29 protein-coding genes are annotated in these 23,273 nt (G+C 70.0%); 13 read left to right on the top strand and 16 right to left on the bottom strand.

Annotated features, from left to right (window positions below; all coding sequences use genetic code 11):
* Positions 1–348: 348 nt before the first annotated feature.
* Positions 349–552, top strand: a complete 204-nt coding sequence (locus tag ACFYYF_RS29420) for a cold-shock protein (protein WP_339134274.1) — start codon at positions 349–351, stop codon at positions 550–552.
* 73 nt (positions 553–625) lie between these two features.
* On the opposite strand, the gene ACFYYF_RS29415 is transcribed toward ACFYYF_RS29420, so the two are convergent.
* Positions 626–1,012, bottom strand: coding sequence for a hypothetical protein (locus ACFYYF_RS29415; RefSeq protein ID WP_388780561.1), 387 nt, complete (start codon positions 1,010–1,012; stop codon positions 626–628).
* Positions 1,013–1,170: 158 nt separating this feature from the next.
* Between ACFYYF_RS29415 and ACFYYF_RS29410 the strand changes: the two genes are divergently transcribed.
* On the top strand, positions 1,171–2,097 hold the full coding sequence (locus ACFYYF_RS29410; protein WP_388780560.1) for a hypothetical protein: 927 nt from the start codon (positions 1,171–1,173) through the stop codon (positions 2,095–2,097).
* Between the two features lie 132 nt (positions 2,098–2,229).
* On the opposite strand, the gene ACFYYF_RS29405 is transcribed toward ACFYYF_RS29410, so the two are convergent.
* The 3 genes from ACFYYF_RS29405 to ACFYYF_RS29395 form a co-directional block, all read right to left on the bottom strand.
* Positions 2,230–2,661, bottom strand: coding sequence for a DUF5958 family protein (locus ACFYYF_RS29405; protein WP_388780559.1), 432 nt, complete (start codon positions 2,659–2,661; stop codon positions 2,230–2,232).
* Between the two features lie 171 nt (positions 2,662–2,832).
* Positions 2,833–3,666 (bottom strand): hypothetical protein, encoded by an 834-nt coding sequence (locus ACFYYF_RS29400; RefSeq protein WP_388780558.1) that lies wholly within the window; start codon positions 3,664–3,666, stop codon positions 2,833–2,835.
* A 401-nt stretch (positions 3,667–4,067) separates the two neighbouring features.
* Entirely contained in the window at positions 4,068–6,164 is a 2,097-nt protein-coding gene (locus ACFYYF_RS29395) for a serine/threonine protein kinase (protein ID WP_388780557.1), read from the bottom strand.
* Positions 6,165–7,229: 1,065 nt separating this feature from the next.
* On the opposite strand from ACFYYF_RS29395, the gene ACFYYF_RS29390 reads away from it, so the two are divergent.
* The gene (locus ACFYYF_RS29390) at positions 7,230–8,063 is read left to right on the top strand and encodes a PIG-L family deacetylase (RefSeq protein WP_388780556.1); all 834 of its coding nucleotides are present in this window, start codon (positions 7,230–7,232) and stop codon (positions 8,061–8,063) included.
* Positions 8,064–8,132: 69 nt separating this feature from the next.
* On the opposite strand, the gene ACFYYF_RS29385 is transcribed toward ACFYYF_RS29390, so the two are convergent.
* Positions 8,133–8,612, bottom strand: coding sequence for an ATP-binding protein (locus ACFYYF_RS29385; protein ID WP_388780555.1), 480 nt, complete (start codon positions 8,610–8,612; stop codon positions 8,133–8,135).
* 215 nt (positions 8,613–8,827) lie between these two features.
* Between ACFYYF_RS29385 and ACFYYF_RS29380 the strand changes: the two genes are divergently transcribed.
* Together ACFYYF_RS29380 and ACFYYF_RS29375 are read left to right on the top strand one after the other, a co-directional pair.
* Positions 8,828–9,181: a hypothetical protein gene (locus ACFYYF_RS29380; protein ID WP_388780554.1), complete on the top strand. Its 354-nt coding sequence runs from the start codon at positions 8,828–8,830 to the stop codon at positions 9,179–9,181.
* A 692-nt stretch (positions 9,182–9,873) separates the two neighbouring features.
* Positions 9,874–10,533: a fasciclin domain-containing protein gene (locus tag ACFYYF_RS29375; protein WP_361692891.1), complete on the top strand. Its 660-nt coding sequence runs from the start codon at positions 9,874–9,876 to the stop codon at positions 10,531–10,533.
* Between the two features lie 185 nt (positions 10,534–10,718).
* Here ACFYYF_RS29375 and ACFYYF_RS29370 read toward each other — a convergent pair whose 3' ends face one another.
* The 5 genes from ACFYYF_RS29370 to ACFYYF_RS29350 form a co-directional block, all read right to left on the bottom strand.
* On the bottom strand, positions 10,719–11,156 hold the full coding sequence (locus ACFYYF_RS29370) for an SRPBCC domain-containing protein (RefSeq protein ID WP_388780553.1): 438 nt from the start codon (positions 11,154–11,156) through the stop codon (positions 10,719–10,721).
* Positions 11,157–11,191: 35 nt separating this feature from the next.
* The gene (locus ACFYYF_RS29365; protein WP_388780552.1) at positions 11,192–11,536 is read right to left on the bottom strand and encodes an ArsR/SmtB family transcription factor; all 345 of its coding nucleotides are present in this window, start codon (positions 11,534–11,536) and stop codon (positions 11,192–11,194) included.
* Entirely contained in the window at positions 11,533–11,997 is a 465-nt protein-coding gene (locus ACFYYF_RS29360) for an SRPBCC domain-containing protein (RefSeq protein WP_388780551.1), read from the bottom strand. Before ACFYYF_RS29360 ends, ACFYYF_RS29365 begins: the two co-directional genes overlap by 4 nt.
* A gap of 158 nt (positions 11,998–12,155) precedes the next feature.
* The gene (locus ACFYYF_RS29355) at positions 12,156–13,154 is read right to left on the bottom strand and encodes a hypothetical protein (RefSeq protein WP_388780550.1); all 999 of its coding nucleotides are present in this window, start codon (positions 13,152–13,154) and stop codon (positions 12,156–12,158) included.
* 317 nt (positions 13,155–13,471) lie between these two features.
* Positions 13,472–13,963, bottom strand: a complete 492-nt coding sequence (locus ACFYYF_RS29350) for a YbaK/EbsC family protein (protein ID WP_388780549.1) — start codon at positions 13,961–13,963, stop codon at positions 13,472–13,474.
* A 129-nt stretch (positions 13,964–14,092) separates the two neighbouring features.
* On the opposite strand from ACFYYF_RS29350, the gene ACFYYF_RS29345 reads away from it, so the two are divergent.
* From ACFYYF_RS29345 to ACFYYF_RS29325, 5 genes are all read left to right on the top strand, one after another.
* Positions 14,093–14,611 (top strand): helix-turn-helix domain-containing protein, encoded by a 519-nt coding sequence (locus tag ACFYYF_RS29345; RefSeq protein ID WP_388780548.1) that lies wholly within the window; start codon positions 14,093–14,095, stop codon positions 14,609–14,611.
* A gap of 93 nt (positions 14,612–14,704) precedes the next feature.
* A complete protein-coding gene (locus tag ACFYYF_RS29340; RefSeq protein WP_365491459.1) occupies positions 14,705–15,322 on the top strand; it encodes an RNA polymerase sigma factor in 618 nt (205 codons plus the stop codon).
* The gene (locus tag ACFYYF_RS29335; RefSeq protein WP_388780547.1) at positions 15,319–16,392 is read left to right on the top strand and encodes a CU044_5270 family protein; all 1,074 of its coding nucleotides are present in this window, start codon (positions 15,319–15,321) and stop codon (positions 16,390–16,392) included. Before ACFYYF_RS29340 ends, ACFYYF_RS29335 begins: the two co-directional genes overlap by 4 nt.
* Before the next feature lie 195 nt (positions 16,393–16,587).
* Complete coding sequence (locus tag ACFYYF_RS29330; protein WP_388780546.1) at positions 16,588–17,082, top strand: nuclear transport factor 2 family protein; 495 nt, start codon at positions 16,588–16,590, stop codon at positions 17,080–17,082.
* A 111-nt stretch (positions 17,083–17,193) separates the two neighbouring features.
* Positions 17,194–17,619: a hypothetical protein gene (locus ACFYYF_RS29325; RefSeq protein ID WP_388780545.1), complete on the top strand. Its 426-nt coding sequence runs from the start codon at positions 17,194–17,196 to the stop codon at positions 17,617–17,619.
* 100 nt (positions 17,620–17,719) lie between these two features.
* On the opposite strand, the gene ACFYYF_RS29320 is transcribed toward ACFYYF_RS29325, so the two are convergent.
* Entirely contained in the window at positions 17,720–18,676 is a 957-nt protein-coding gene (locus tag ACFYYF_RS29320; RefSeq protein ID WP_388780544.1) for a GlxA family transcriptional regulator, read from the bottom strand.
* Positions 18,677–18,758: 82 nt separating this feature from the next.
* Between ACFYYF_RS29320 and ACFYYF_RS29315 the strand changes: the two genes are divergently transcribed.
* A complete protein-coding gene (locus tag ACFYYF_RS29315) occupies positions 18,759–19,352 on the top strand; it encodes an MBL fold metallo-hydrolase (RefSeq protein ID WP_388780543.1) in 594 nt (197 codons plus the stop codon).
* 143 nt (positions 19,353–19,495) lie between these two features.
* On the opposite strand, the gene ACFYYF_RS29310 is transcribed toward ACFYYF_RS29315, so the two are convergent.
* From ACFYYF_RS29310 to ACFYYF_RS29300, 3 genes are all read right to left on the bottom strand, one after another.
* Positions 19,496–19,924: a hypothetical protein gene (locus ACFYYF_RS29310; protein WP_388780542.1), complete on the bottom strand. Its 429-nt coding sequence runs from the start codon at positions 19,922–19,924 to the stop codon at positions 19,496–19,498.
* Positions 19,925–20,143, bottom strand: coding sequence for a hypothetical protein (locus ACFYYF_RS29305; protein ID WP_388780541.1), 219 nt, complete (start codon positions 20,141–20,143; stop codon positions 19,925–19,927).
* A gap of 140 nt (positions 20,144–20,283) precedes the next feature.
* Entirely contained in the window at positions 20,284–21,108 is an 825-nt protein-coding gene (locus tag ACFYYF_RS29300) for an MBL fold metallo-hydrolase (protein WP_388780540.1), read from the bottom strand.
* Positions 21,109–21,348: 240 nt separating this feature from the next.
* On the opposite strand from ACFYYF_RS29300, the gene ACFYYF_RS29295 reads away from it, so the two are divergent.
* Entirely contained in the window at positions 21,349–21,978 is a 630-nt protein-coding gene (locus ACFYYF_RS29295) for a DJ-1/PfpI family protein (protein ID WP_388780539.1), read from the top strand.
* Between the two features lie 182 nt (positions 21,979–22,160).
* Positions 22,161–22,382: a hypothetical protein gene (locus tag ACFYYF_RS29290; RefSeq protein WP_388780538.1), complete on the top strand. Its 222-nt coding sequence runs from the start codon at positions 22,161–22,163 to the stop codon at positions 22,380–22,382.
* A gap of 90 nt (positions 22,383–22,472) precedes the next feature.
* On the opposite strand, the gene ACFYYF_RS29285 is transcribed toward ACFYYF_RS29290, so the two are convergent.
* Positions 22,473–22,676 carry a helix-turn-helix domain-containing protein gene (locus ACFYYF_RS29285; RefSeq protein ID WP_388780537.1) on the bottom strand — a complete coding sequence of 68 codons (204 nt, stop codon included), beginning with the start codon at positions 22,674–22,676 and terminating at the stop codon, positions 22,473–22,475.
* A gap of 16 nt (positions 22,677–22,692) precedes the next feature.
* Positions 22,693–23,268 carry a Uma2 family endonuclease gene (locus tag ACFYYF_RS29280; RefSeq protein ID WP_388780536.1) on the bottom strand — a complete coding sequence of 192 codons (576 nt, stop codon included), beginning with the start codon at positions 23,266–23,268 and terminating at the stop codon, positions 22,693–22,695.
* Positions 23,269–23,273 lie beyond the last annotated feature (5 nt).

The raw sequence follows: 23,273 nt of genomic DNA, 5'->3' as shown, positions 1-23,273 counted from the left end.
CCCAGGACCGTACGACCTGCTGTGAGCTGCTGTGAGCTGCTGTGAGCTGCTGGGGAACGCTGCCCCGGGGCCGGTCCCGCCGGGGCGGGGGAGTCACGGAAAGCAGGGCAATACCGGCACAGCATCACGGACCCGGCGCGCCCGCGAGGCGGGTCGCGGCCGGAACCTCGGACGGGACGGCGGGTCGGGCCGGGACGACCGGCAGGTCATGATCCAACTCACCCCCGAGCCGCGTTCATCACGGCCGGTTTATGGGGTAGAACGTACGTCGGGTGCTGTCCGGTGACGGACAGGGCCCGTCTCATGGACCAGCCGGGGTGTTCCCCGGCGATATCGAAGGACAGCAGTATGGCCAGCGGCACCGTGAAGTGGTTCAACTCCGAGAAGGGCTTCGGATTCATCGAGCAGGACGGTGGCGGCCCCGACGTCTTCGCCCACTACTCGAACATCTCCGGCAACGGCTACCGGGAACTGGTCGAGGGCGAGACGGTCTCCTTCGACGTGACCCAGGGTCAGAAGGGCCCGCAGGCGGAGAACATCGTCCGCGGCTGACCAGCCCGAAGCGGACTGCGGGGCCCGGCTTTCGCCGGGCCCTGCGGCTTTTGCCGTGTCCGTTGCGACGACATCACGCGAGCCCCGGCGTGAGGCCAGTGGGCCCATAGGCGTCGCAGAACTCGCAGTCACAGCTGGTCAGGGAGTTCGCCTGGCAATGGGCGGTCGGCCAGTAGCGGGACGCACAGGGGCCCGGGTCGAGCGGCGCCTCGTCGCGGGGCACCGTCCTGTCGCACCAGGTGCAGCGGACGGCCACTGACACCCCGGCCTCCCGCAGACCCCGTGCCGCGATGAAGGCCACTTCGAGCGGGACCTTCTCCAGAATCACCGCGGGGGCGCCGCCCAGAAGAACCTTGCTGCGCCACAGGCTCAGTCCGGTCACCGCTCCGACTGCCCGCAGGGCCATGTGTCCTCCGTTCCCGGACGCGGTCACCAGCACGGTGAACTCCGGATCCTCCATGGACACTTCTCCTTCGGCTGCGATCAGGACAGCCGCCCTCAGTATGCCGACGACCAGAGACCCGGCTGTCGCCCGAGGCGCCTACCAGCCGGCCACTGCCGCTCCACGCGCACAAAACCCATCGCGCCCACCCGGGGACAGCCGTCTACCCTCGCGGCATGCAACGCAGCGATGTCACCCGGGACGACGGCACATGGCTGGGGCTGTCCCTGGACGTACGGGACCGCCACCGGCCGGGACTGTGCGTGTTCACCGCCGGTGCCCGACTGCTGGTCTCCCAGCTGGCGCGGCCCGTGCTGCTCGCCGTCGTCGACGAGCAACTCGACGGAGTCGACTTCTGGCGCACCGACGCGTACCGCTCCCTCGTCCCGCCCCTGCGCGCCGATACGGCCCGCGCCCTGGCAGGCAGCCCGGAGCGGTGGGCCCACCGCTTCGCGCGCTACCTCGCCGACTCGCCGGCCGGCCCACTGCACGACGGCCGGTGGCTGCTCTCGTACGACAGCCCGCTCCGGCGCTGGCGCCACGCCGACACCTCGCACGCCGAGTACTGGGGCTCGATGCTCCTCGACGGCCACCCCGGCGGATACATCGACTGGTTCATCCATTCCGGCTCGTGGGAGATCCTGCCGCTGCGACCGATGCCCGACGCCGACGACAGCCGGGTCAAGGCGTACCGCAGCCAAGCCCGTGAAGGGACGCTCCCACCCGTCCTGCTGTGGTGGGTCAGCGGCCTGGACTGCCATGTGATCCTGGACGGTCACGCGCGATACGCCGCCGCCGTCGCCGAATCCGTCGAGCCACCGCTGCTGCACCTGCACCGCACGGTCCCGCGCGACGACCTGGCCGCGCGCACCGAGGAAGCCGTGGGCTTCTACGAGGCCGAACTGGCACGCTTCGCCGGACTCCGCGCCGTCCACGGCCCCACCGTCCCGGACGGCGCCGCCATCACCGGCCCGCAACTCGCCCGTCGCCTGCACGACCTGAACACCGCGGCACAGCCGACCTGGGCGTGGCCGCTCCCCGGCGGGGAGGAGCGGTGGCACGACATCGCCCGCGAGGCGACAGCGGACCGGAACTGGCCGTAGCCCTGAGCTCTGCCGCATACCTCCCGGCGCCATCGAGCGCATCGGCGACGGGACCTGCTCCGTCGGCTGACCGTGCGCCACAGGGGAGGGACCGCCCGACAACCAGCCCAGCCGCAGCCGGGATGGCCGATGCTACGGCTGCTCGGTCGCCGCTGGCAGGTTGTGCCATGCATGTCCGCAGTCGCCTTTGCAGTACGTCTCGCGGCGGCGAGTGTCAGCAACGGCGAACACGGAAACGAGGACGCGGAACGCCTTGACGTGTTCAGCGGAGGGAAGGCCTGCGAACCCGTAGCGGGGCGGGTCCATGCAGATCATCACCGAGGGGTTGGCCGTGGGCTTCACCCCGGACCGCGCCACCCCCACACGGCCGTCCGCAGCAGTAATGTGCGCCTGCATTACATAGCCGGCGACTTCCCGCAGAACCTCCTGCTGGCGTGTCGGGGCGAGGCCGGAGAACCAGCCCGCACCAGCGTCCAACGTACGGAGCCCCTGGGCGACCTCGTTGACGACCCGCTCGGTCTCATGTCGGTAGGCGCGGCCGTCGTCGCTGCTCGGTCCGATCATTGCTTGATGCTTTCACGATGCGGGTTCCGGCCGAAGGCCGGTATCCGCACCCGAGACAGTGCAGGCGGGAACCGGGAACAGTCCGCTTTCGGCGAGCCCAACACCGGTGCGGGGGAGCGGCGCTGAGGGACGGCACGATCCTCTCCGTACGGCGATCCACGCTGGCACGCCCTAGCCGAGCTTGCGCAGAACCTCCGCGACGGTCGCCCGGTACGTCCGCAGCGCCCGCAGCCCGGCGGCGTAGCGCTCGCGGTGCCGTGCGATGTCCGCGGCCTGCTCCCGCGCCCGTACGGTGTGCCAGAGCTCGGCCGTACGGTGACGGCGCTTGCAGGTGACGTCCGCGACGGCGGTGGCCCGCTCCCGCCGCGTATGCCGGGTGTTGCCGTCACCGCCCCGCTTCCAGACGGTGTCCGTGTACGCCGCGACCGGGTCCCGGTAGCGCGCGAATCCCTGTTCCGCCACGCAGCGGGACCACACCCCCCAGGCCGTACGGAGGCGCGGGTCGCGCTTGACCGCCTTGTCGACCTCGACCGCCCGCACGTTCGCGTAGAGCCAGTCCCGCTCCATGTCGATGCCGCGCATCAGCCGCCGGTTCGCGTCGGCGTTGCAGGCGGGCAGGTCCGCGTACTCGGCGTCGGTCATCTGGCGGCCCTTCGGCCGGGGAGCCGCGTGCTCTGCCGGGTCCCAGCCGTAGCCCCAGCGGCGGGCGGCGCCGAGATCCAGGACGCCGTAGTCGGTGCTGACCGCCGCGGCGATGACGGCGGCACCGGGATAGCGGGGGTCGAGCGGGAAGTCCGGGTGCCCGTGCCGCGCCATGCACTGCCGGACCAGCAACGCCGTCGCCCGCTGCGATCGCTGGAAGTCCCGCGGCGTGTAGTCGTAGCGGTCGGCCGGCAGGGGACCGAGGTCCGACGCCGTACGGACGACCTCCGGCCCCCTCGGACCGGACACACAGACCGCCGCCAACACCGCCACGACACCCAGCCGCCACCCCCGCCGCATCATGCGAGGAGATGCTAGTAAGCGGCGTGCGACGGCCGGCCATGACCCCCGGCAACTCGGCCGCACACAGCAGGACTTCATGTGACAGAAAGCTGGTCAGGCAGCACCTTTCGAGTGCGACAGTGTCTTTCACGCCGGAGGGCAGGCCCTGCAACGCCACGTGGACCGAGCCAGCAACGCACTGCCGACACGAACCTGCCGCAAGCTGTGTGAGCTGTGCCGCACTTTGGCCAGTGTGATGAGGAACGCACGCGATTCCAGACCTGGCTGGCCGGAAGAGCGGGTAGCGCATGAAAGCGAAGGCGGAATCATAGGGGCCGGAGTCGAGCGCGCAGACCGGCGGTTCGGCTCATAGGCCGATGGGGTTGGTCGAATGCCTCTGGCGGCCCCGAGGGGTGAAAGCCTCAGTGGCGGCTTTCCGTGGGCAGGCAGTCGCCCGAGGTGAAGATTTGGGGCCATGCGCTGTTTCCCTGATAGGCGGCGATGGCCCAATGGGTGTAGTTCCAATGCTTGTTCGTGTTGTATTCGGCCAGCAGTCTGGGGCAGGCGGTCTTGCTGACGACGTCCTGGAAGTGGGACTGCTGGGCTCGGCCGCCGAGGGCGCCCGAGCCGTCGTGGGCCCACACGTACATCATCTTTTCGACTGGATCGAAGCCCAGGGTGATGGCGTCATCGCGGTCGAAGGGTTCCAGACCGTATCCCTGGGTGAGGCGGGTGTTCCAGGCGGCTGTGATCGCCCTCAGTGTGCCTGAGGCGAGGCGTATCTCGTCCTTGTCACTGCTGGGGATCTCGGCGGTGGCCATGCCTTCGGTCGTGCCCTGGCGCCGTCCGGCTTCGTCCGTATAGCAGCCGGCGGTGGCCTTGCCGAAGCCGAGCACGCTCGCCTCGTCCTGGCCGTCGTAGTCCTTCCAGTAGACGGAGAACCGGCCGTAGGGCCAGTTCGTCGGTGCGTCCTTGAGCCGCTGGGCCAGAACGGTGCAGGCGCCCATCTCCCCGGCCCGGCGGAAGACTTCCTTGTAGTCGTCGGTCAGGGTGGAGACCGGGCCGCCGGTCACCATCACGGTCTGCGCCTGACGGTTGAACGTCACCGTCGGCGTCATGAAAGCCATGTCCTTCGTGCTGAGCATGGCCGTCACCTGACGGCGGATAGCGGCCGCCGTGCCCCGTTCCGCCGTACCGTCGGCGTCCCGGCCGGCGCTCCACTCGCCGGGGACGGGCTGGGTCTCGTCGTCCGAGCGGGTGAAAGCGGGATCGGCCACGCCGGCCAGCGGGTCGGTGGGAACCGGGACGGCGCGCGGATCGGACACCGCGTGGCCGGCCACGTCCGTGCTGGCGACGGCGGTGGCGGTCCGGTCGGATGTGGCATCGGAGGCATGAACGCCCAGGGCCGGTGTCGAGGCGGCGGCCGCAGAAGGACGGGCGGTATGACCTCTGCTGTGGCCGAAGGCCAGGACGCCGCCCGCGCTCGCGCCCACGACGGCAGCTACCGCCACTACGGACACAACGACACGACGCCGCGAGGAGCCCTCACGGACTGAAGTGGCCGGGGGCCAGGAGGGGTCTTCGGGAACGGGCACAGACCACTGGGCTGTCGTCGGTTCGCCGACCAGAGTCGGAGTGCTGTTCGCTTCTGCCACTGTGTCGGAGTCGAGGACCTGGGTGGACTCGGCGTTCAGCAGCCGTGCGCAGGCGTCGGCCGCCTCGTCGGCGTCCGGCCGCTCGTCGGGCTCCTTCGCCAGCGCCTGTTCCAGGATGCCTTTCAACGACTCGGGTACGCCGTCCAGGTCCGGCCTACCGGATATGACCCGGTAGGCCACAGCTTCGGGGGCACCGCTGCCGAAGGGGAGGCGACCGGTGGCCGCATAGGCCACGAGCGCGCCCCAGCCGAAGATGTCCCCCTCCGCCGCGGTGACACCGCTGCGGTAGTGCTCGGGGCTGATCCAGCCCGGGGTGCCGGTCAGTACCCCGGTGCGGGTGACGCTCGTGCCGTCGGCGGCATGGGCGATGCCGAAATCCAGGATGCGGGGGCCGGCCGCAGTGAGCAGTACGTTCTGGGGCTTGACGTCCCGGTGGACGACACCGGCCACGTGGATCGCTGCGAGGGCCTGCGCAGTGCCGGTGGCGAAGGTATAGAGGGTCGCACCGGTCAAGGGGCCGTGGGTGGCCAGGTGTTCCGTCAGGGTCAGGCCCGCAGCGTAGGCGGTTGCCAGCCAGGGAGCCTCTGCCTCCGGGTCCGCCGCCAAGAGCGGCAGCAGAAACGGGCCCCGTACCCGGGTGGAGAGCCGGACCTCGCGACGGAACCGGGCACGGAACTCCGGGTCATCCGCATGCAGGGGATGGATCACCTTCACCGCGACCCTTTCCCCGCTGTCGGCGAGCCCCGCGTACACCGTGCCCATGCCGCCCGCACCGAGCCGGCCGACAACGCGGTAGGGGCCGACACGGGACGGGTCCCCGGGGCGTGCAGGCTGGATCCGCCCGCCCGAAGCAGGAGCGCTCACGGTTTGTCCGATCGATCTGTCAGGGAGGAAGACAAGGCTGGATGCTATCCGGCCGCCGCCCCGGCCAGCAGGGCTTCCCTGCCCGCAACAGAGGGTCTCGCCAGCCGACCAAACAGGACGCCTCCGGCAACGACCGTACGTACCTCGAAGAGCGCCGCCTCGCCCGAGTGCAACAAGACCGACGGCCGCCTCGCGGTCCGCGTCAGCGCATTACCACTGAGGCCGGTGCCACGGTCAGATCACCTGGGCGGGCGGCCCGCGCCGTCGTTCCCTTCGTCCGGGTTTTCAGACGGTTGCGCCGTTCGACCGGGCGCCGTCTACGCCCGCCCGCAGATCGGACGGGCGTAGACGGTTCAGCGGTGCGTAACCGTGCTTCCGGCTACTTGGAGGCTTCGATAGGAGGGCCCCTGTTTCCCGGAAGGCGCCTGCCCGTTTCAGCGTGTGCGACGGGCGATGTCGTTCGCATGCAGCCGAAGGTTCTTTCGGAAGCATGAGCATGGCCGCGACGATCGTGCGAGCGTGCCGGGACGGCAGATGCTCGCAGGCGGGGCCCGTTCCGGTTGCTGATTCGCACGTCGTGCGGGTGCGGTACAGCGGTGCCCGTCCATGGACAAGGGACGGGCACCGCAGGATCTGCCCGACCAGTTGCCCGCGCATCACGGCCTCGGAATCATCCGCTGCCCTGCAGCCCTCGGGCATGTAGCGAAAGTACGCCTCCCTCGCCTCGGCATACGCGATCGCGTCGCTCTTCGGCTCCGGCAGGTCTCTCCCGACCAGAGGGAGTCCGTTGTACGCGGCCTGGGGATCGTGCACGGCGTCGGCGGCGACGCAGATCACCCCCGCACCCTGGTGCGCCGCCAACCCCCGGACGGCCGAACGACCCCGCCGGGAACAGCCGGTCCGGCCGGAACGGTTGGATCTGTCGAGGGGCCGGTGTCACATCGGCGGGGAGTACGAGGGCCGCGAGGTCGTCCGTCCCGCCGGGATCCGGGCCCCAGCGGCGCGGCACGTCCGCCGCCGCGCACTCGGAACCACAACGTACGTCTTGCAGGAGGACTGTTTCTTATGACCGACCGGCCTTTGACCCTCATGGCAGTGCACGCCCACCCCGACGACGAGGCCACCGGAACCGGAGGGGTCCTCGCGCGGTACGCGGCGGAAGGCATCCGCACGGTTCTCGTGACCTGTACCGACGGCGGTTGCGGTGACGGACCGGGGGGCGTCAAGCCGGGCGAACCCGGGCACGATCCGGCGGCGGTCGCCTTGATGCGCCGTCAGGAACTCGAGGCGAGCCGTGACGTCCTGAAGATCAGCGATCTGGAGACGCTGGACTACGCCGACTCCGGGATGATGGGCTGGCCGAACAACGACGCCCCCGGAGCCTTCTGGCAGACCCCGGTGCAGGAGGGCGCGGCCCGGCTCGCGGAACTCATGCGGTACTACCGGCCCGATGTGGTCGTCACCTATGACGAGAACGGCTTCTACGGCCACCCCGACCACATCCAGGCCCACCGCATCACGATGGCCGCGCTGGAGATGACCGAGCTGACACCCAAGGTGTACTGGACCACGATGCCCCGCTCGGCCATGCAGCGGTTCGGCGAGATCATGCGCGAGTTCGGCGAGGACATGCCGGAGCCGGATCCCGCCGAGGCGGCCGCGCTGGCCAAGATCGGCCTGCCCGACGACGAGATCACCACATGGGTGGACACCACCGCGTTCAGCGGCCAGAAGTTCGACTCGCTGGCCGCGCACGCCAGTCAGGGCGAGAACATCTTCTTCCTCAGGATGGGCAAGGAGCGGTTCGGCGAACTGATGGGCATGGAGACCTTCGTACGGGTCCAGGACGCCACCGGCGCCGCCCTACCCGAGAACGACCTCTTCGCCGGACTGCGCTGACCCGCCGGTGCGTCGGCGGCCGAAGCACCCGGTCGCCGGCGGAATCCGGCTGCTGCCGCCACGCCGTGATCACAGGACACCGCGGACGGACGACAGCGGACCGCCGCCGAACGGGGTGAGGGTCAACGTCGCGTGCACGGTCTTGCCGCCGAGCGCGGGAACCGTCTTGATCCTTCCTCCGAGCCCCTCGATGAGGGGGAGCCCGAAGCCGCCGCGCTCGCCCGGGGTGCTGGACTTCTCCGGCAGCGTCTCGCCGTGGTCGGCGACGGCGATGTCCAGCCGGCTTCCGTGCCAGGTGAGTTCGAGGGTGCAGGGCTCATGTGTGTACCGGATGGCGTTGGTGACCAGTTCGGAGACGATGAGCACCACGGTGCCCGTGCGCGCATCCGGAGCCCCATGCGCGGCCAGCCATCGGGCGGTGATCTGCCGCGCCACCCGCGGCGTGTGCAGTCCGTAGGGCAGGGCGACGGCTAGCCGATGGTCGGTGACAGGACTGCGGGGGAGACCAGTTCGGGCTGCCGGAGCCGGAGCCGGTGCGGTGACGGTCATGGCCGGTGCCTCCTCTCCGGAGGGGCGTGTTGTGGCTCTGTCGGTGATCCGGAGCCGCAGCCGTCCTGGATGCCGCGAAAAGAGCATGAAAAGTGAACATTCTCGGCACGTCATTCTTCTTCTGGTTCAAGTCATCTGACGGTGCTGCCGCTTCGAATGCCTTGTGACACACGAGGCGACGAACCATCGCCTTTCCCCTCGGAGGAGGATTCTCGATGAGAGCGCTCAATCGCGTTCAGCGCCTGATGGCAGGTGCCGCGGCGGCCGGTCTGCTGGCGGGCGGTGCGGCACTGGGCATGGCCGGTACCGCGTCGGCGGCGCCCGCCTCGGCGCCGGCTGTCGTGGCCGGCCAGCACGGGGACCACGGCGGGCACCACTGGGTCAAGGGCCACTGGGAGAAGAAGTGGGTCAAGGGCCACTGGGAGAAGAAGTGGACCGACCACAGGTCGTGGCACGACGGCTACCGCGACCACCACGGTCACTGGCACCACGGTTACTGGGACCACTACAAGTGGTTCTACGTTCCCGGTCACTGGGACTGGTTCTGGATCAACGGTCACTGGGACTGACCCACCACCCCATCAGGGCATCCCATCACGGCACCCCATCACGGCATGTCCTTCGCCCGTCGGAGATCGGCTCCGGCGGGCGAAGTGCTGTCGGCGGTGGTGCCGGCGGCGGTGCCGGCGGTGCCTCCGGGCCCGGAGACGGCGACGGCCGGTGGCGTTGCAACTGTGTAATCCGTAGCGGAACGCCGGACGGATTGGTGGGAGATTTCTTTTCACCCGATCAGGTGGACGGGCCAATCCGTCCGGTGCGCAGAACCGGATTCCCCGTGTGAGGGACGAAGAGAGGGACCGGCGAGCACGGCCTGGCCGGCCACGTCCGGCGCTGGGTGCGCCGAGCGGGGCGTCGGCCGGCTTCGTCGTGCCGGCGGTCCGCCGGAGTGGTCGCTGCGGTGGTGTGTCCGCAGTTGAGACCGGTTCGGAGGGTCGGAACCGCCGAGGTCCTTCTCTTCGGGGCCGTGGGGGCGGCGGCCGTCGGGCGGCCGACTCCGCCGCCCTCGCCGACCCGCTGACAGGCAGACGCACCCGCGTCCTTCCCTGCGGCGCCGATGGCCGGCACTGCGCGGTCGTGACCGTCGACCAACCCTCCGGTCCTCCCGCTCCCATCCCGTGAGCGGCGTTCGCTTTCGCGAAATGCCCTTCCCGACACCCCCGGACGCAGCCGCATCGTGCTGCACCGTTCAACAGGAGAAGTGATGAACACCCGTATCCGTCGTACCACCGGTCTCTTCGCTGCCGCGGCCGTGCTGCCCCTGGCCCTGGCCGCCTGCTCCAATGGCAGTGACTCGGACAAGGCCGATTCCGCCGGCTCGGCGGCGGCTTCGGCGACCAAGAGCAGTGACGACATGGCCGGCGCCGGCAGCAGCGCGAGCAGCATGGACGAGCCGTTCGGCCCGGCGTGTTCCTCCGTACCGAAGGACGGCGCCGGTTCCTTCGACGGTATGGCCAAGGACCCGGTGGCCACCGCCGCCTCCAACAACCCGGCCCTGTCCACGCTGGTCGCGGCGGTGAAGAAGGCCGGCCTGGTCGACACGCTCAACAACGCCGAGAACATCACCGTGTTCGCGCCGACCAACGACGCCTTCGCCAAGATCCCGAAGGCGACCCTGGACAAGGTCCTCAACGACAAGGCCCAGCTGACGAAGATCCTCACCTATCACGTCGTCGGCCAGAAGCTGACGCCGAAGGACCTGGAGAACGGCTCCTTCACCACGCTGGAGAAGTCGAAGCTCATGACGTCCGGTTCGGGCGAGTCCTACACGGTCAACGACTCCGCCAAGGTGGTCTGCGGCAACGTGAAGACCGCCAACGCCAACGTGTACATCATCGACACCGTGCTCATGCCCAAGAGCTGACACCTGCTCAAACCGACGCCGCACGCCCGCCCGAACGCGCCCTGACGGGAGCGCCCCGGGCGGGCGTGCGTGCCTCGTACCGGGGGCATCCGCTGACCGTCCGGCCCGTGCGCTGACCGTCCGGCGTCCAGGCGTACGTCCTGACCTTCGGCTGATCGCGGGGATGATGGGCGTACGCGGGCGGGTCAGTGCCAGTTGCTGATCTGCACGTCGTGCGGGTGCGGTGCGCCGGTGCCCGTCTCCACCAGGGATTTCAGGCTCATCAGGAACAGCGCCCACTTGGTGGTGCAGTGGTTCATGAACTCCACCTGTTCGCGCCATCCTTCGTGCGCGAACAGGATGATCGTCCATTCGCCGTCCTGCTTGAGGTCGAAGGTCACCGTGGTGCCGATCCATTCCTCGGGACCGTCGACGACCTCCCACCGCACCCGGGTGTCCGGCCGCAGTTCGAGGACCTTCATGTCGAAGCCGCCGACGTCGCCGAAGCGGAACTGCAGCACGTCGTCGCCGCTGCCCTTGGTGTCGGTCGTCCACCATGCGGCCAGACCGTCGACCGTGGTGAGTGCCTGGTAGACCTTGTCCGGGGCCGCCGTCGTGCCGACCCGGTGCAGGATGTCCGCCATCTCGATCTCCTCGCTTCTTCTCGTTGTCGGGCTCGCTACTTCTTCTCGTTCTTGGCTCGCTGGATCGCCTCGGCGATCTTCTTGATGCGCTCCAGCCGGGCGTCCCACAGCGCGCCCACCGAATGCAACTGGGCCACCGCCCGCGCCAGTTGAGCCTCGTCGACGTGGTAGCGCCGCTCCCGGCCGGCCGGCGTGGACCGGACGAGTCCGGCCCGGTCGAGCACGGTCAGATGCTTGGTCACGGCCTGCCGGGTGACGGGCAGACGGGCGCTGAGGGTCGTCGCGGTGCCCTGCCCCTCGGCCAGCAGCAGGTCGATCATGCGGCGCCTGGTCGGGTCGCCGATCGCCGACCACAGACCGTCGTCGACACCGGTGCTCATCGCGCGCCCGCCGCCTGCTTTGCGGTCGCCGCCAGGCGGGGCAGATAGAAGTCCCAGCCCTGCCGGTGGTCGTTGTAGTGCGCCTCGAGCACGGCGGCCTCCCAGCCGCGTTCGCGGTACCCGCTCTCGCGGAAGCGGAGCGTGGTCCCCTCGCCCGACGGGACGAGTTCGAAGGTCACCAGCAGTGAGTTGCCGGGGGCCGCGGTCTCTCCCTCGTCGTAGGTCCACCGGAACGACAGGGTGCGCGGCGGATCGGACTCGACGACCGTGAACGGCGCGGACTTGCGGGTGCCGCTGCTCTCGTCGGTCCAGGTGAGGCTGCCCGGCCTGCCGGGGGTCGCCTCGAAGTCGTTCTCCGCGCTCCACCAGTCCCGGATGTGCTCGGGTTCGGTGAGCACGTCGAACACCACCTGGGGCGGGGCGTCGACGTACAGCTCGCGCTCGATGCTCCCGTACTCCATGTCCGCAGCCACCTTTCGCAACCTTTGGTTGCACATCACGATAGGCGACGCCGACATCTTTCGCAACCAAAGGTTGCTCGTCGGCTGCTCATGGGTGCCGGACCCTCGGCCGTCCTCGCCCGGGAATCACCCGTGTCCGGTGCCCGGTGTCTGCCCCGTCAGCGTGAGGCCGCCGCGCGCAACGCCCACTCGTGTTCCGCCGCGGTGCGAAGGGCGTCCTCCAGGTTGCGGACCTCGTCCGACAGGAAGGTGCCGTCGCCGAAGGCGCGGTCGGCACGGTCGGCAAGATCGGTCAGGTCGGCGAGATCGGTGAGGTCGCCGGGCGTGTCGCCATCGCCGGACGTCGGGGTGAACAGCAGGCCGTACAGCGTGTCGCAGCTCTCGGGCCGGGCCTCGGCCGCCGCCACGCCGGTCCAGACGTCCGCGCACCGAAGCCGCAGCAGCGTGACGAACGACCGCAGGGCGTCCCACTGGCCGTCTAGGTCCGCGCCGGTACGCAACCGCGCCCGCAGGTCGGCGTACAACTGCGGCAGACCGAGGCCCAGGACGCGCGTACCCGCGTACGTCCACAGCGCCGATCCGGTGCCGCTGCCGCAGGCCTCCCAGCGGTCGTCCCACACCAGACGGGTGAAAGCGGCGCGCGCACGGTCGCCGTGCAGGGAGATCCCCAGGATCAGGCCGCCGTTGCAGTCGACCGAGGCGTGGCTCTCGCCCCATGCGACGAGCCGCTCCAGCCATGCCGGGTCCTCGGTCTTCGGGGCCAGGACGGGCAGGAACTCAGGGAACAGCGCGGACCCCTCGTGCTTCTCCAACGCCTCGGCGATCGCGCCCCGCAGCTCCTCGCACGGCAGATGCAGCAGGCCGAGGCACGCGTCCTTCGACACCTCGTACAAGCCGTCGACGTGCTCCCACAACAGGGAGGTGGCCGGGGTGTACCCCAGGCGGCCCACGGCGTGGAGCACGCCGGACGGCACGTCCTCGCGCAGCCGGCCGCCCTCGACCGTCGCCTCCAGCAGGCGCTCGGCCAGCCGCCGGTCGCCGTGGCGGGCGAGGACCGGCAGCAGCGCCTCGTGCGCGGCGGGCGCCGAGAGGAACAGCGGCAGAAGCGCCTCCGCGTCGGCCGGGCCGCCGTGCCGGAGCACGGTCTCGGCGGCCATGGACTCCCACTGCCGCGTCACCCCCGGGGCGTCAGGGCCGGAGCATCGGTCGAGGATGGCCTGTGTGGCCGGGGACAGCGTCAACTTGGCAACCGCCTCTGTGAGGGACAACGTCGCCGCACATCATGGCCGAGGCCGCTCACGCGATGCCACGCGGTTTCCGCATCTCGCCAACTCGGGGCGCCTGCAGGTCAGTTACTTCATGACCCGACCGCGCACAGTGCCAAGGCCCGTATACGGGGCTGCACATGACCCTCCCGAACGCCCACGGACCGCCGCCACCAGGTGTGTTGCTTCCCTTCGGGGAGGGATACGGGTCACGGGCCGACGGGCAGCAGCAGTCCGCCGGTGAGACGGAGGAGCTCGTCGACGGATGTGGGGAACACCGTGTGAGGAGTTCCGGCCGCGGCCCACAGCCGCGGATAGTCGGCCAGGGCCGCGTCGACGACGGCGGGGAGTGCCTGGGGGTGACCGACGGGGGCCACTCCGCCGATGGCCTGCCCGGTGGCCCGGCGCACCTGTTCCGGGGTGGCGCGGCGGAGCGGGCCGCGTTTCCAGCGGGTGGCCAGTGCCGCGGTGTCCACCTTGTGGCGGCCGCTGGTCAGTACGAGGACGGGCTCGCCGTCGGAGATGAAGACGAGGCTGTTGGCGATCGCACCCACGTCGCAGCCCAGGGCCGCCGCGGCCTCGGCGGCCGTGCGCGCCGAATCCGTCAGCTCGCGCACCCGTCCCGTCATGCCGGCCTCGGCGAGGATGCGGGCCACCTCCACGCTGCGTGCGGGCAAGGGCGTGTCTTCCTGGGGCACCATGCGACTCCTCCTCGCACCGAAGGTGCGTTCCATGCGTCGCGTTCCATATACGGAACGTTCTGTATGTGGAACGATAGATCTCTCGAGCCCCCGGCATCAACCGGCTTTCGCGGAACGGACAGGAGCGGCATGGATCTGGCAGCCGGCGTCGGCCTGCGTCTGAAAGGGCTGCGCGAGGGACAGCGGATGTCCCTGTCCGAACTGGCGCGCAGGTCCAAGGTCGGCAAGGCGACGCTCTCCGAACTGGAGAGCGGACGGCGCAATCCGACTCTGGAAACGCTCTACGCCCTGACCACCGCGCTCAAGGTGCCGCTGAGCAGCGTTCTGCACGATCTCGGGTCTCCCGCCACGATCTCCGGGGACGCCGTCGACGCGGTGCTGCTGGAGAGGTTCGAGGCCGACACCTCCGTCACGGAGACCTACCGGATCCGCATCCGCTCCGGGGCGACGCAGGAATCCGCGGCCCACTCTCCGGGCACCACCGAGCACATCATCGTCCTCACCGGCACCGCCCTCGTCGGTGACGTCGAGAACCCCGTTCTCGTCGGCCCCGGCATGCACGGCACCTGGGCCGCCGACATCCCGCACCTGTACCGGGCGCAGACTGGAGACGTCGAGGCCGTGCTGCTCGTACGCCATCCCCGATGACCCCGTCGCGGCCGGGGCGTGACGCGCGCCACAGGAACTTCGGGCGGGGCGCGGAGAGTACCGAGTGTGAGTCATAAAGAACCAGCGGAGTCCATGCGCGCGCGCATACGGGCGGGGGATCGGGCGGCGTTCGCCGAGCTCTACGACCAGTACGCGCGGGCGGTCTACAACCATGCCCTGAGGCTGACCGGCAACTGGTCACAGGCCGAGGAGGTCATGTCGGAGACGTTCCTCGCCGCCTGGCGCGGCCGGGAACGGGTCGAGCCGGACGGCGGACCGCTCGGCCCCTGGCTGCTCGGCATCGCCACGCACAAGGCCCGCAACGCCAACCGGAGTCTGCGCCGGCGGCTCGCCTTCCTCGCGCGCAGCCCGCAGCCGCGTCCCGTGGAGGACTTCGCGGAGGAGACGGCCGGGCGGATCGACGACGCCCGCCGGCTCGCGCTGGTCCACCAGGCGCTCAGCGGGCTGCGCCGCCAGGAGCGCGAGGTGTTCGCGCTGTGCGTGTCGGCCGGGCTGGACTACCGGCAGGCCGCGCAGACGCTCGGGGTCCCCGTCGGCACCGTACGCTCCAGGCTGTCGCGTGCCCGGGCCCGGCTCGCGAAGCTCAGCTCCGCGCAGGACGGCGCGAGGACGGAACCGTCCGGCCCCCGTGGAGAGATGGAGAGTGAGGCCGCGTTCGCGGCCCTGTTCCTGCAGGAGGAGACCCGATGAACGCCGACGGTCGACGGACCGAGGACGCGCTGGAGCTGCTGTCCGCACCGGCCGAATGGGACCTCCCGCCGGAGCGGCACCTCCACCACAAGGACGTCCTGATGCAGCAGATCGACCAAGACCTCGGCCACGCCCCCGTCCCGGCTGCGGGCCAGGCCGCGGGCCCGGCCCCGCGCCGCCGGCTGACGCGCCCGACCGTCCTGGTACCCCTCGCCTCGGCGGCGCTGGCCGCGGCGCTGGCTGCCGTCACGCTCACCGGCACTGGCGGGAGTCACGGGCCCGCGCCGACGGACCGGGCAGCCACCGGCAGCGCCCGCGCCCAGAACGCCTCCGTCACCCTGAACCGGATCGCCGTCGCCGCCATGGCCAGTGACGTCACACCGGTCAGGGAGGACCAGTTCGTGTACGTCAGGAGCCTGGCCGTGTCGAACAAGGGCACGTTCGAAGGGCCCGTGGAACTCGGCGCCCCGCACACGGTGGAGACCTGGACCTCCCAGGACCCCAGGCCCCTCAAGACCACGGGCTGGATGCGCGAGTCCGGCAAGGACGCCGTCATGCCCGACGAGACGATCCCCATCGAGTCCACCGAGGCGGTCCCGGCGGGCGTCGACCACCCCACGTACGCCTGGCTGTCCTCGCTGCCGACGGACCCCGACGCCCTGCTCACCCGGCTGCGCCACGACGTCCGCGTGTTCGACGGAGAGTCCAGGGAGCAGGCCGTCTTCTCCCTGATCGGCGACCTGCTGAGCCAGACGCTGATGCCGCCGCGGAACACGGCCGCCCTGTACAAGGCGGCCGCGAGGATACCGGGCGTCAAGGAGATCCCGGACGCCGTCGACGTGGCCGGCCGGCACGGGATCGCCATCACACGCGAGGACCCCTCCTCCGCCACCCGCGACGAATGGATCTTCGACAAGCACAGCCTCGCGTTCCTCGGCGCACGCGGCTTCATCACCCACGACAAGCAGAAGGGCATCACGTCCGACACGCTCATGGGCAGCACGGCCGTACTCGAGCGCGCGGTCGTCGACGAGCACGGCGAGGGGGCGGCCACAGGCGCCGAGAGCTGAGAGCCGAGCAGCAGGGGGCGAAGCGCGGGGGCCGGCCGGCCGACCCGGGTTCGCCCCCTGCCTGCCGGGGTTCCGCGAGGGGTGCGTGGGGTGGGCCGCCGACCGGGGTCGCCGGACACGCTCGCGCAGCCTCGCGGGGCACGAAGGCGATGAAAGCCGTCGCAGTGCCCTTGATCATCCTGATACGACAGGGGGATGACCACCGAAGCGCTGGATCCCACGGACCGTCTGCTCGATCCCATGGACCGTCTGCTCGCCGAGCGGGCTTGCGAACGCCTCATCGTCGAGTTCGTCCACACACTCGACCTCGGCGACCCGGGCGACGTGGCCGATCTCTTCACGGACGCCGGCTTCTGGGAGTGGACGGAAGGCGACCGCCGGATTCAGGGCCGTGACGCGCTGCGGTCGTATTTCGCCGGCCGGCCCGCGGGCCGGCTCTCGCGCCGGATCTGCACGAACATCCTGGTCACCGTCACATCCGAGGCGACGGCCACCGCGACCACGTACTTCACGACCTACCGCGTCGACGGACACAGCGGCGGTTTCGCGCCCCCGCGGGCCCCGACGCAGGTCGGCCACTACGAGGACACGTTCCGCAAGGTGGAAGGCCGCTGGCTGCTCAGCTCCCGCTCCCTGTATCTGGCCTTCGCGGGACCGACCGAGCGGCTTGAAGCGGCGGCCCGGGACTGAACCCGCTCCGGCACGAGGCGGGGTGGCGTGAGGCGGGGTGGCACGAGGCGGGGGTGGGATGATCATGTCTGCTCCGGAACATCCGGCGACGCCCCGTGCACCGGATCGCCGGTGACCGACGAGAAGGACGAAGGACCGATGACGCTGAACGTGGGCCAACGGGTGCGGCTGGCGGCGGATCTCCGGTTGGCGGGGGCGGTGACCCCGGCCGGGGAGCTCCTGGAGGAGACGGGTGCTTTCGCCGCCTCCTCCCTGTCGCTGGCGGCGGGCATCGAGGGCACCGTCGAGCGTGTGGACGAGCATCACCGCGAGCAGAGCCACGAGGTCCGTGAGTACCTGCGCCTCAAGTCGCTCCTCGACGACTTCGGCCCCCAGATGCCGCCGGCGAGCAGAAGGCAACTGGAGGAGCAGGTGGGGGCCCTGGAAGAGGAGTGGGCTGCCTACCAGCGACGGATGCTCCGCGTCACGGCCCGCGTCCGGCTCGACAACGGATTCGTCCTGGACGACGCCCCCGTGGAGGCTTTCACTGCTGCCTGACCTGGCGGCGGGGCGCTGGGGCCACAGGCGAGGGCGGACCGGCCTGGCGCGGTGCGGTGCGGTGCGGCGCGAGAGCTTCCCGTCCCGTGGCCGCCGCTCGTTACGGCGTGTTCGTGAAGGAGCGGCGGTAGGAGCGGGGCGGCACTCCCCGGCGGCGCACGAACTGTTCGCGCAGGACGGCCGCGCTTCCGTATCCGACACGGTGGGCGATCTCCTCGACCGGCAGGTCGGTCGTCTCCAGGAGTTCCTCGGCGCTGCTCAGCCGCAGGCCGCGCAGCCAGGCATGCGGGGTGGTGCCGGTCGCGGCGGTGAACCGACGGGCGAAGGAGCGTTTGCTCATCACGGCACGTCGCGCCAATTCCGCCACGGGAAGCGGTTGGTGGAGGTTCTCGCGGGCCCATTCCAGTACCTCGGCCAGACGCTCGTCACGGCAGTCCTCGGGGGCGGGGGCCGCCAGGTACTGCGCCTGCCCGCCGTCGCGGTGGGAGGGCAGCACCACGTCCCGGGCGATCGCGTTGGCCATCGCCGCCCCGTGCTCCCGCCGCAGCAGGTGCAGGCACAGATCGAAGCCCGCGGCGGCTCCCGCGCCCGTGACGACGCGCCCCTCGTCGATGTAGAGGGCGTCGGGTTCGACGGTGACGTCCGGGTGACGACGGGCGAGCAGGTCGGCGAACCGCCAGTGGGTGGTGGCCCGTCGGCCGTCGAGCAGTCCGGCGGCGGCGAGCGCGAACACGCCGACGCAGTGCGCCGAGACCAGTGAGCCGCGCTCGTGGGCGTCGGACAGCGCGGCGAGCACGGCTCGCTCGGGTGGTGTGCGGAAGTCCGCCCAGGGCAGGGCGATCACGAGATCGGCGGAGGCGAGCCGGTCCAGACCGTGCGTGACGGTGATCGGAACCCCCGTGTCGGTGGGGACCGGCCCCGGCCGGTCCGTGCACAGGGCGAAGTCGAAGCCGGGCACCTCCTCGCCGTGCGGACCGAAGACCTCGGCGACGATGCCGACGGCGAGCAGGCCGACTCCCGGCGGGGCATACGCGGCCACGGTCACGAAGGGGGACACACCCGCAGTGTGGCACGAATCCTGCGATCAGCGGCAACCGTGCCACTCGTGAACTCACCGACCGCCCGGAAGGATTGAGGCCATGACAGACGCACCGCTCGGCCGCAGCGCCGTGTACACGATCCTGACCACCGGCTACACGGGCTCCACCGGTCCCGGAGTCGCCGCCACCGTCTCCTACGTGGCCGACGCGGGCCAGCACGTGATCTTCGACCCGGGCATGGTGGCGAGCCCCGACCGGATCCTGGCCCCGCTCGCGGAGTTGGGCCTCGGCCCCGACGACATCACCGACGTCGTACTCAGCCACCACCACCCCGACAACACCATGAACGTGGGCCTGTTCGGGCAGGCCCGTGTGCACGACCACAAGGTGGAGTACTCGGGCGACCAGTGGCGCAACCGGGACGCGGAGGGCTACGAACTCACCCCGTCACTACGCCTGATCCGCACTCCGGGCCACAGCCCCGAGGACATCACGCTGCTGGCCGGCACGGACTCGGGAGTGGTCGCCTTCGCCGGTGACCTGTGGTGGGACGCGAACGGTCCGGCGGACGACCCCGTAGCCCCCGACCGCGAGCTGCTGCGCGCCTCCCGGCTGCGGGTGCTGGCCGCCGCGGACCTGATCGTGCCCGGCCACGGCGACCTGTTCAAGCCCGACGACACCACGCCGCGCTAGTCCTCCGACAGAGAGATCCGGTCCACGGACAAGGCACAGACGGCCCGTTGACCTGCTGGAGATCGCCGCCTGGAGGGACGAGCAGTGGCTCGTCATAAAAGAGGGGGGCGGACCTGGGCGCCTGGCGAGCCGTCAAAGATCTTCTAGAGGGTGCCGGGCGGCAGCAGGTGTGGGGCGCGGATGCCGAGGATGCCGAAGACCTCATCCTTCGCCAGGCTGCGCAGTTCCGCCAGGAAGTCGGGGTCCACGTGGCCCTCCCTGGCCCAGATTCCGGCAAGGGACTCGGCGCAGCGCTGGGCCAAGTCGCTGCGGAAGTCCCCCGCCCGGATGGCCCGGATCAGGGCCGCCTCGACGAACGGACCGGAGAGGAACTCCAGATCCGACGCCGCGTCGTCTTGATCGCTCTCGTGCGCCGTGGGGTCTTCGATGAGGCGTACGAGCAGAACCGCGCGCTCTTCGTCCGGGATCTCGGGATCGCTCCACACCGGGCCCGGCGACGAGACCGCCGCCGCGTCCTCATGCACGATGCGGGGCTGCTCCTTCCTGAACAGCCTGTCCAGCCAAGTCCTCATCTACGGCAGATCCTCGATCCCGTCCACGATGCCGATGCCGATGCCGATGCCGATCCCGTCCACGCCACCGACGACACCTCCCAAGATCCCGCCGACCGCGGGTCCGACAGTCCGGAGGTCTTCCCCGAACCCGGAGCCGTAACCCGCGCCCGCGAGGCCGCCCGCCGTGCTGACACCGTCGTGGAGGCCGCCTGGATCCGCTCGGTGGGGCCACCGCATCGTAGACGTGCAAGGCGACTGTTGCAGCGATCAGCAGCCTGCCGCCGATCTTGGCGGTCGACCTTCCCGGCGCGATGGCTCCGCGCGGCATCCACAGCCCCAAGGGGATGTGCTCCTTCGTAATCCCAGCCGTCAAATCTCTAGAAGCCGAACATCAGCCACGCCTGATGGCTGACCCAGTCGGGATACAGCTCGGTCATGGCGTCGTAGAGCTCCTGATCGCTGCCGGTTTCCTGCTGGAGCCGGCCGAAGTCGGTGAGGTAGTTCCTGGTCGCCGTGATGATGTCGGGGGTGTCCGGGGAGCCCGGCTTCTTGTGGCCGGCGACCGCCGTCTTCGGGTTCAGGGCGGCGAGGCGGTCCAGTGCGGCGATCCAGTTCTCACGGCTCTCCGGTGTGGTGGCGGCGACGAACATGTGGCAGCGGTTGTAGAGGACGTCTCCGCCGACGACGAGATCCAGGGCGGGCACGTACAGGGAGGTGGAGTCGACGGCATCGGTCTGGCCCTGCTCGATGATCCGCAGCTCGTGGCCCTCCAGCGAGAAGGTCTCCTCGTTCCAGGGTTCGGGCACGACGGCGGCGGCCGGAAGCTGTCCGGGCCACAGCCTGCGGTAGAACGGCAGCCTCCCGACCTGCTCGCGCGCGTACGCGACCGTCTTCGCGGTGGCGATGGCGCGGGCGTCGGGGAAGTGGCGCAGCAGCACGCCGAGGCCGGCGAAGTGATCCAGGTGGCCGTGGGTGACGTAGATCGTGGTCAGGTTGCGGTGGTGCAGCCCTACCCAGGCCGCCAGGGCCTCGGCCTCGGCGGCCGTGGTGAGGGCGTCGACCAGGACGGCGTCGTGCTCGCCGAAGACCAGGGTCGAGGTCATCGGATCCCAGGCCGGCGGCGGTCCGAAGGGCCGGGACCGCTCGGCCACCAGCTCCTTCTCCGGTGCCGTGAACACGTTCACGCTCAAGGGGGATGCCATGCCACTCGGCTCCTCTCCGCGGACGAGGGGCCCGTGCCGCCTCGCCGTCGTTCCGCCGGCCCGCGGCCACGTACGCCCCCCTTCCACCTTCCAGCGCATGGCAGACCCCGACAAACGGGCTCGACAAACGGGTCACCGACGGGATGAGCCACCGAGTGCCCATTGGCCCGCGACCGGTGCACGGAGCGCCTGAGAAGCTGCACCTCCAGTGCCGTCAGCGCCGTGCCTTGAGGAGATGCCGTGCAGGTAGCCGTGGTCACCTTCGACGGATTCAACGAGCTCGACAGCTTCATCGCCTCCGCACTGATCAACCGGTGCCGGAAGGACGGCCTGGAAGCCTTCATCACGACACCGACGCCGGTGGTCACGTCGATGAACGGCGTCGAGGTGACCGGGCAGCGCCCGATGGAGTTCGTGACCGAAGCCGACGTCGTGCTGATCGGCAGCGGAGTGAAGGCGCGCGACGTGGCCGCCGACGACCTGCTGCTCTCCAGGCTGCCGCTCGACCCCTCGCGACAGCTGGTCGGAGCGCAGTGCTCCGGCGCGCTGGTACTCGCCCGGCTCGGGCTGCTGGACGGCATGCCCGCCTGCACCGACATGAAGAGCCGACCCTTCGTCGAGGCCGCCGGCGTCACCGTGCTGGACACGCCGTTCCACGCCGAGGGGAACATCGCCACCGCGGGCGGCTGCCTGGCGTCCCAGTATCTCGCCACATGGGTGATCACCCGCACGCTCGGCCAGGACGCGGCGCGCGGCGTCCTGGACTACGTGGCCCCCGTCGGCGAAAACGAGGAGACCGTCGAGCGCGCCATGCGGGCCGTCCACACCGGCGAGGCCGCACTTCTCCCTCACGGCGTTCACCACCGCTGACACATCGGCTCCGGAGTTCCGCGGCTCGAAGGCGCCGGTGCGGTCGCGTCAGGAGCTGACGGACTGACCCCGGCCGTCACGCCGCCCGGGACATTTGTACGGCTCCTCGCGCGACACCCGTACCGCGATATCCGTGCCTCTCGACACTGCACCGTGCCTCCCGCCCTCCGTAGCCTTGCAGCATGTTCAAATCCCACAAACCAGGATCAGATGACGCCTGGGAAGGCGTCATCGAGGACAAGTCGCGGGGCATGCTCGACGGCGCGAACATGTACCACTTCGTCAAGCTGCGGCGTACGGACGGCCAGTTCGTCAAGGTGCGCATCGACCGCCGGCTGTGGAAGTCGATCGCGGTCGGCGATCGCCTCGTGAAGCAGCCGGGCAGCGACCCGGTCAAGGCGTAAACCCCAGGAGGGGGGCGGCACGGGCGGCGCGGATGGAACCGAGGTCGGACGTCACCCGGTGCAACGGGTACGCGCCCCAGGAAGAGATGCTCAAGTCGAAGGCGGTATCTGTTCGACGTCGGACGTAAAGGCGACTGTCAACTGGCAGTCCAATGCCGAGGCGATACGTTCCAGAAGCGTCAGGGTGGGCAGATCCCGCCCGGATTCTATGCGCGAGATGGCGGCTTGCCCGGTTCCGGCGAGTTCGGCCAGGCGCGCCTGGGACATTCCTCGCTGTCGGCGCCAGAACCGCACCAGGTCTGCGTGTCGTTCACTGCCCGTCCCTGCTGTAACGGGGCAGGCCGGCAGTATCGATCTTCCAGTCGGCGATGGTGATGGTGTCCGAGAACGTGTAGTGCTGCCTGTTGTCGTACGTGGGCGCGCCGCTTCGGTTCGTTGGTGCCCAGTGATGCACTGCGCTCCCGTTGCGGGGGTCGACGATCAGGTAATGCGGCACTCCCATGGCTGGGTAGTCACGCAGCTTGCCCTCGTAGTCGTTGCTCGGATTGGACGGGGAGACAATTTCGATCACCAGATGGCAGCGGCGGGGGTCGATCGCATCGCTGTCGGCTACGGCTTCCTCTTCGTCGATCACGACGAGATCCGGTACACGCAGGATGCCGAGTCCGGCATCTTCCATATCGGTTACGAGCATGAGCACCAGGTTCATGCCCAACTGGGGCTCCAGTTGCGTACGAAGGCGGTGAGCAACCAACTGATGCTGCTTCTTCGGGCTCATCGTCATCAACAGTTGGCCATGGCTGATCTCCGGCCAGGCCAGTGGCTCTGGCCGGTTGAAAGCCTCACGGAACTCGCGGAGATGCCGGTAGGCGCTCTGTTCCGTCATGCATC

The sequence above is a fragment of the Streptomyces sp. NPDC001914 genome (assembly GCF_042891215.1).
In the GTDB taxonomy this organism is placed as follows: domain Bacteria; phylum Actinomycetota; class Actinomycetes; order Streptomycetales; family Streptomycetaceae; genus Streptomyces.
The sequence above is the reverse complement of the archived record's forward strand: the minus strand, read 5'-3'. Positions and strand labels throughout refer to the sequence as shown.

Coding starts and splice junctions, on each gene's coding strand:
- ACFYYF_RS29360 (WP_388780551.1), bottom strand. CDS start 11,997: ATGGAGTACGGGAGCATCGAGCGCGAGCTGTACGTCGACGCCCCGCCC.
- ACFYYF_RS29355 (WP_388780550.1), bottom strand. CDS start 13,154: ATGGCCGCCGAGACCGTGCTCCGGCACGGCGGCCCGGCCGACGCGGAG.
- ACFYYF_RS29415 (WP_388780561.1), bottom strand. CDS start 1,012: ATGGAGGATCCGGAGTTCACCGTGCTGGTGACCGCGTCCGGGAACGGA.
- ACFYYF_RS29375 (WP_361692891.1), top strand. CDS start 9,874: ATGAACACCCGTATCCGTCGTACCACCGGTCTCTTCGCTGCCGCGGCC.
- ACFYYF_RS29420 (WP_339134274.1), top strand. CDS start 349: ATGGCCAGCGGCACCGTGAAGTGGTTCAACTCCGAGAAGGGCTTCGGA.
- ACFYYF_RS29410 (WP_388780560.1), top strand. CDS start 1,171: ATGCAACGCAGCGATGTCACCCGGGACGACGGCACATGGCTGGGGCTG.
- ACFYYF_RS29385 (WP_388780555.1), bottom strand. CDS start 8,612: ATGACCGTCACCGCACCGGCTCCGGCTCCGGCAGCCCGAACTGGTCTC.
- ACFYYF_RS29340 (WP_365491459.1), top strand. CDS start 14,705: ATGCGCGCGCGCATACGGGCGGGGGATCGGGCGGCGTTCGCCGAGCTC.
- ACFYYF_RS29370 (WP_388780553.1), bottom strand. CDS start 11,156: ATGGCGGACATCCTGCACCGGGTCGGCACGACGGCGGCCCCGGACAAG.
- ACFYYF_RS29310 (WP_388780542.1), bottom strand. CDS start 19,924: ATGAGGACTTGGCTGGACAGGCTGTTCAGGAAGGAGCAGCCCCGCATC.
- ACFYYF_RS29390 (WP_388780556.1), top strand. CDS start 7,230: ATGACCGACCGGCCTTTGACCCTCATGGCAGTGCACGCCCACCCCGAC.
- ACFYYF_RS29350 (WP_388780549.1), bottom strand. CDS start 13,963: ATGGTGCCCCAGGAAGACACGCCCTTGCCCGCACGCAGCGTGGAGGTG.
- ACFYYF_RS29330 (WP_388780546.1), top strand. CDS start 16,588: ATGACCACCGAAGCGCTGGATCCCACGGACCGTCTGCTCGATCCCATG.
- ACFYYF_RS29300 (WP_388780540.1), bottom strand. CDS start 21,108: ATGGCATCCCCCTTGAGCGTGAACGTGTTCACGGCACCGGAGAAGGAG.
- ACFYYF_RS29335 (WP_388780547.1), top strand. CDS start 15,319: ATGAACGCCGACGGTCGACGGACCGAGGACGCGCTGGAGCTGCTGTCC.
- ACFYYF_RS29315 (WP_388780543.1), top strand. CDS start 18,759: ATGACAGACGCACCGCTCGGCCGCAGCGCCGTGTACACGATCCTGACC.
- ACFYYF_RS29290 (WP_388780538.1), top strand. CDS start 22,161: ATGTTCAAATCCCACAAACCAGGATCAGATGACGCCTGGGAAGGCGTC.
- ACFYYF_RS29345 (WP_388780548.1), top strand. CDS start 14,093: ATGGATCTGGCAGCCGGCGTCGGCCTGCGTCTGAAAGGGCTGCGCGAG.
- ACFYYF_RS29400 (WP_388780558.1), bottom strand. CDS start 3,666: ATGATGCGGCGGGGGTGGCGGCTGGGTGTCGTGGCGGTGTTGGCGGCG.
- ACFYYF_RS29365 (WP_388780552.1), bottom strand. CDS start 11,536: ATGAGCACCGGTGTCGACGACGGTCTGTGGTCGGCGATCGGCGACCCG.
- ACFYYF_RS29380 (WP_388780554.1), top strand. CDS start 8,828: ATGAGAGCGCTCAATCGCGTTCAGCGCCTGATGGCAGGTGCCGCGGCG.
- ACFYYF_RS29405 (WP_388780559.1), bottom strand. CDS start 2,661: ATGATCGGACCGAGCAGCGACGACGGCCGCGCCTACCGACATGAGACC.
- ACFYYF_RS29280 (WP_388780536.1), bottom strand. CDS start 23,268: ATGACGGAACAGAGCGCCTACCGGCATCTCCGCGAGTTCCGTGAGGCT.
- ACFYYF_RS29305 (WP_388780541.1), bottom strand. CDS start 20,143: ATGCGGTGGCCCCACCGAGCGGATCCAGGCGGCCTCCACGACGGTGTC.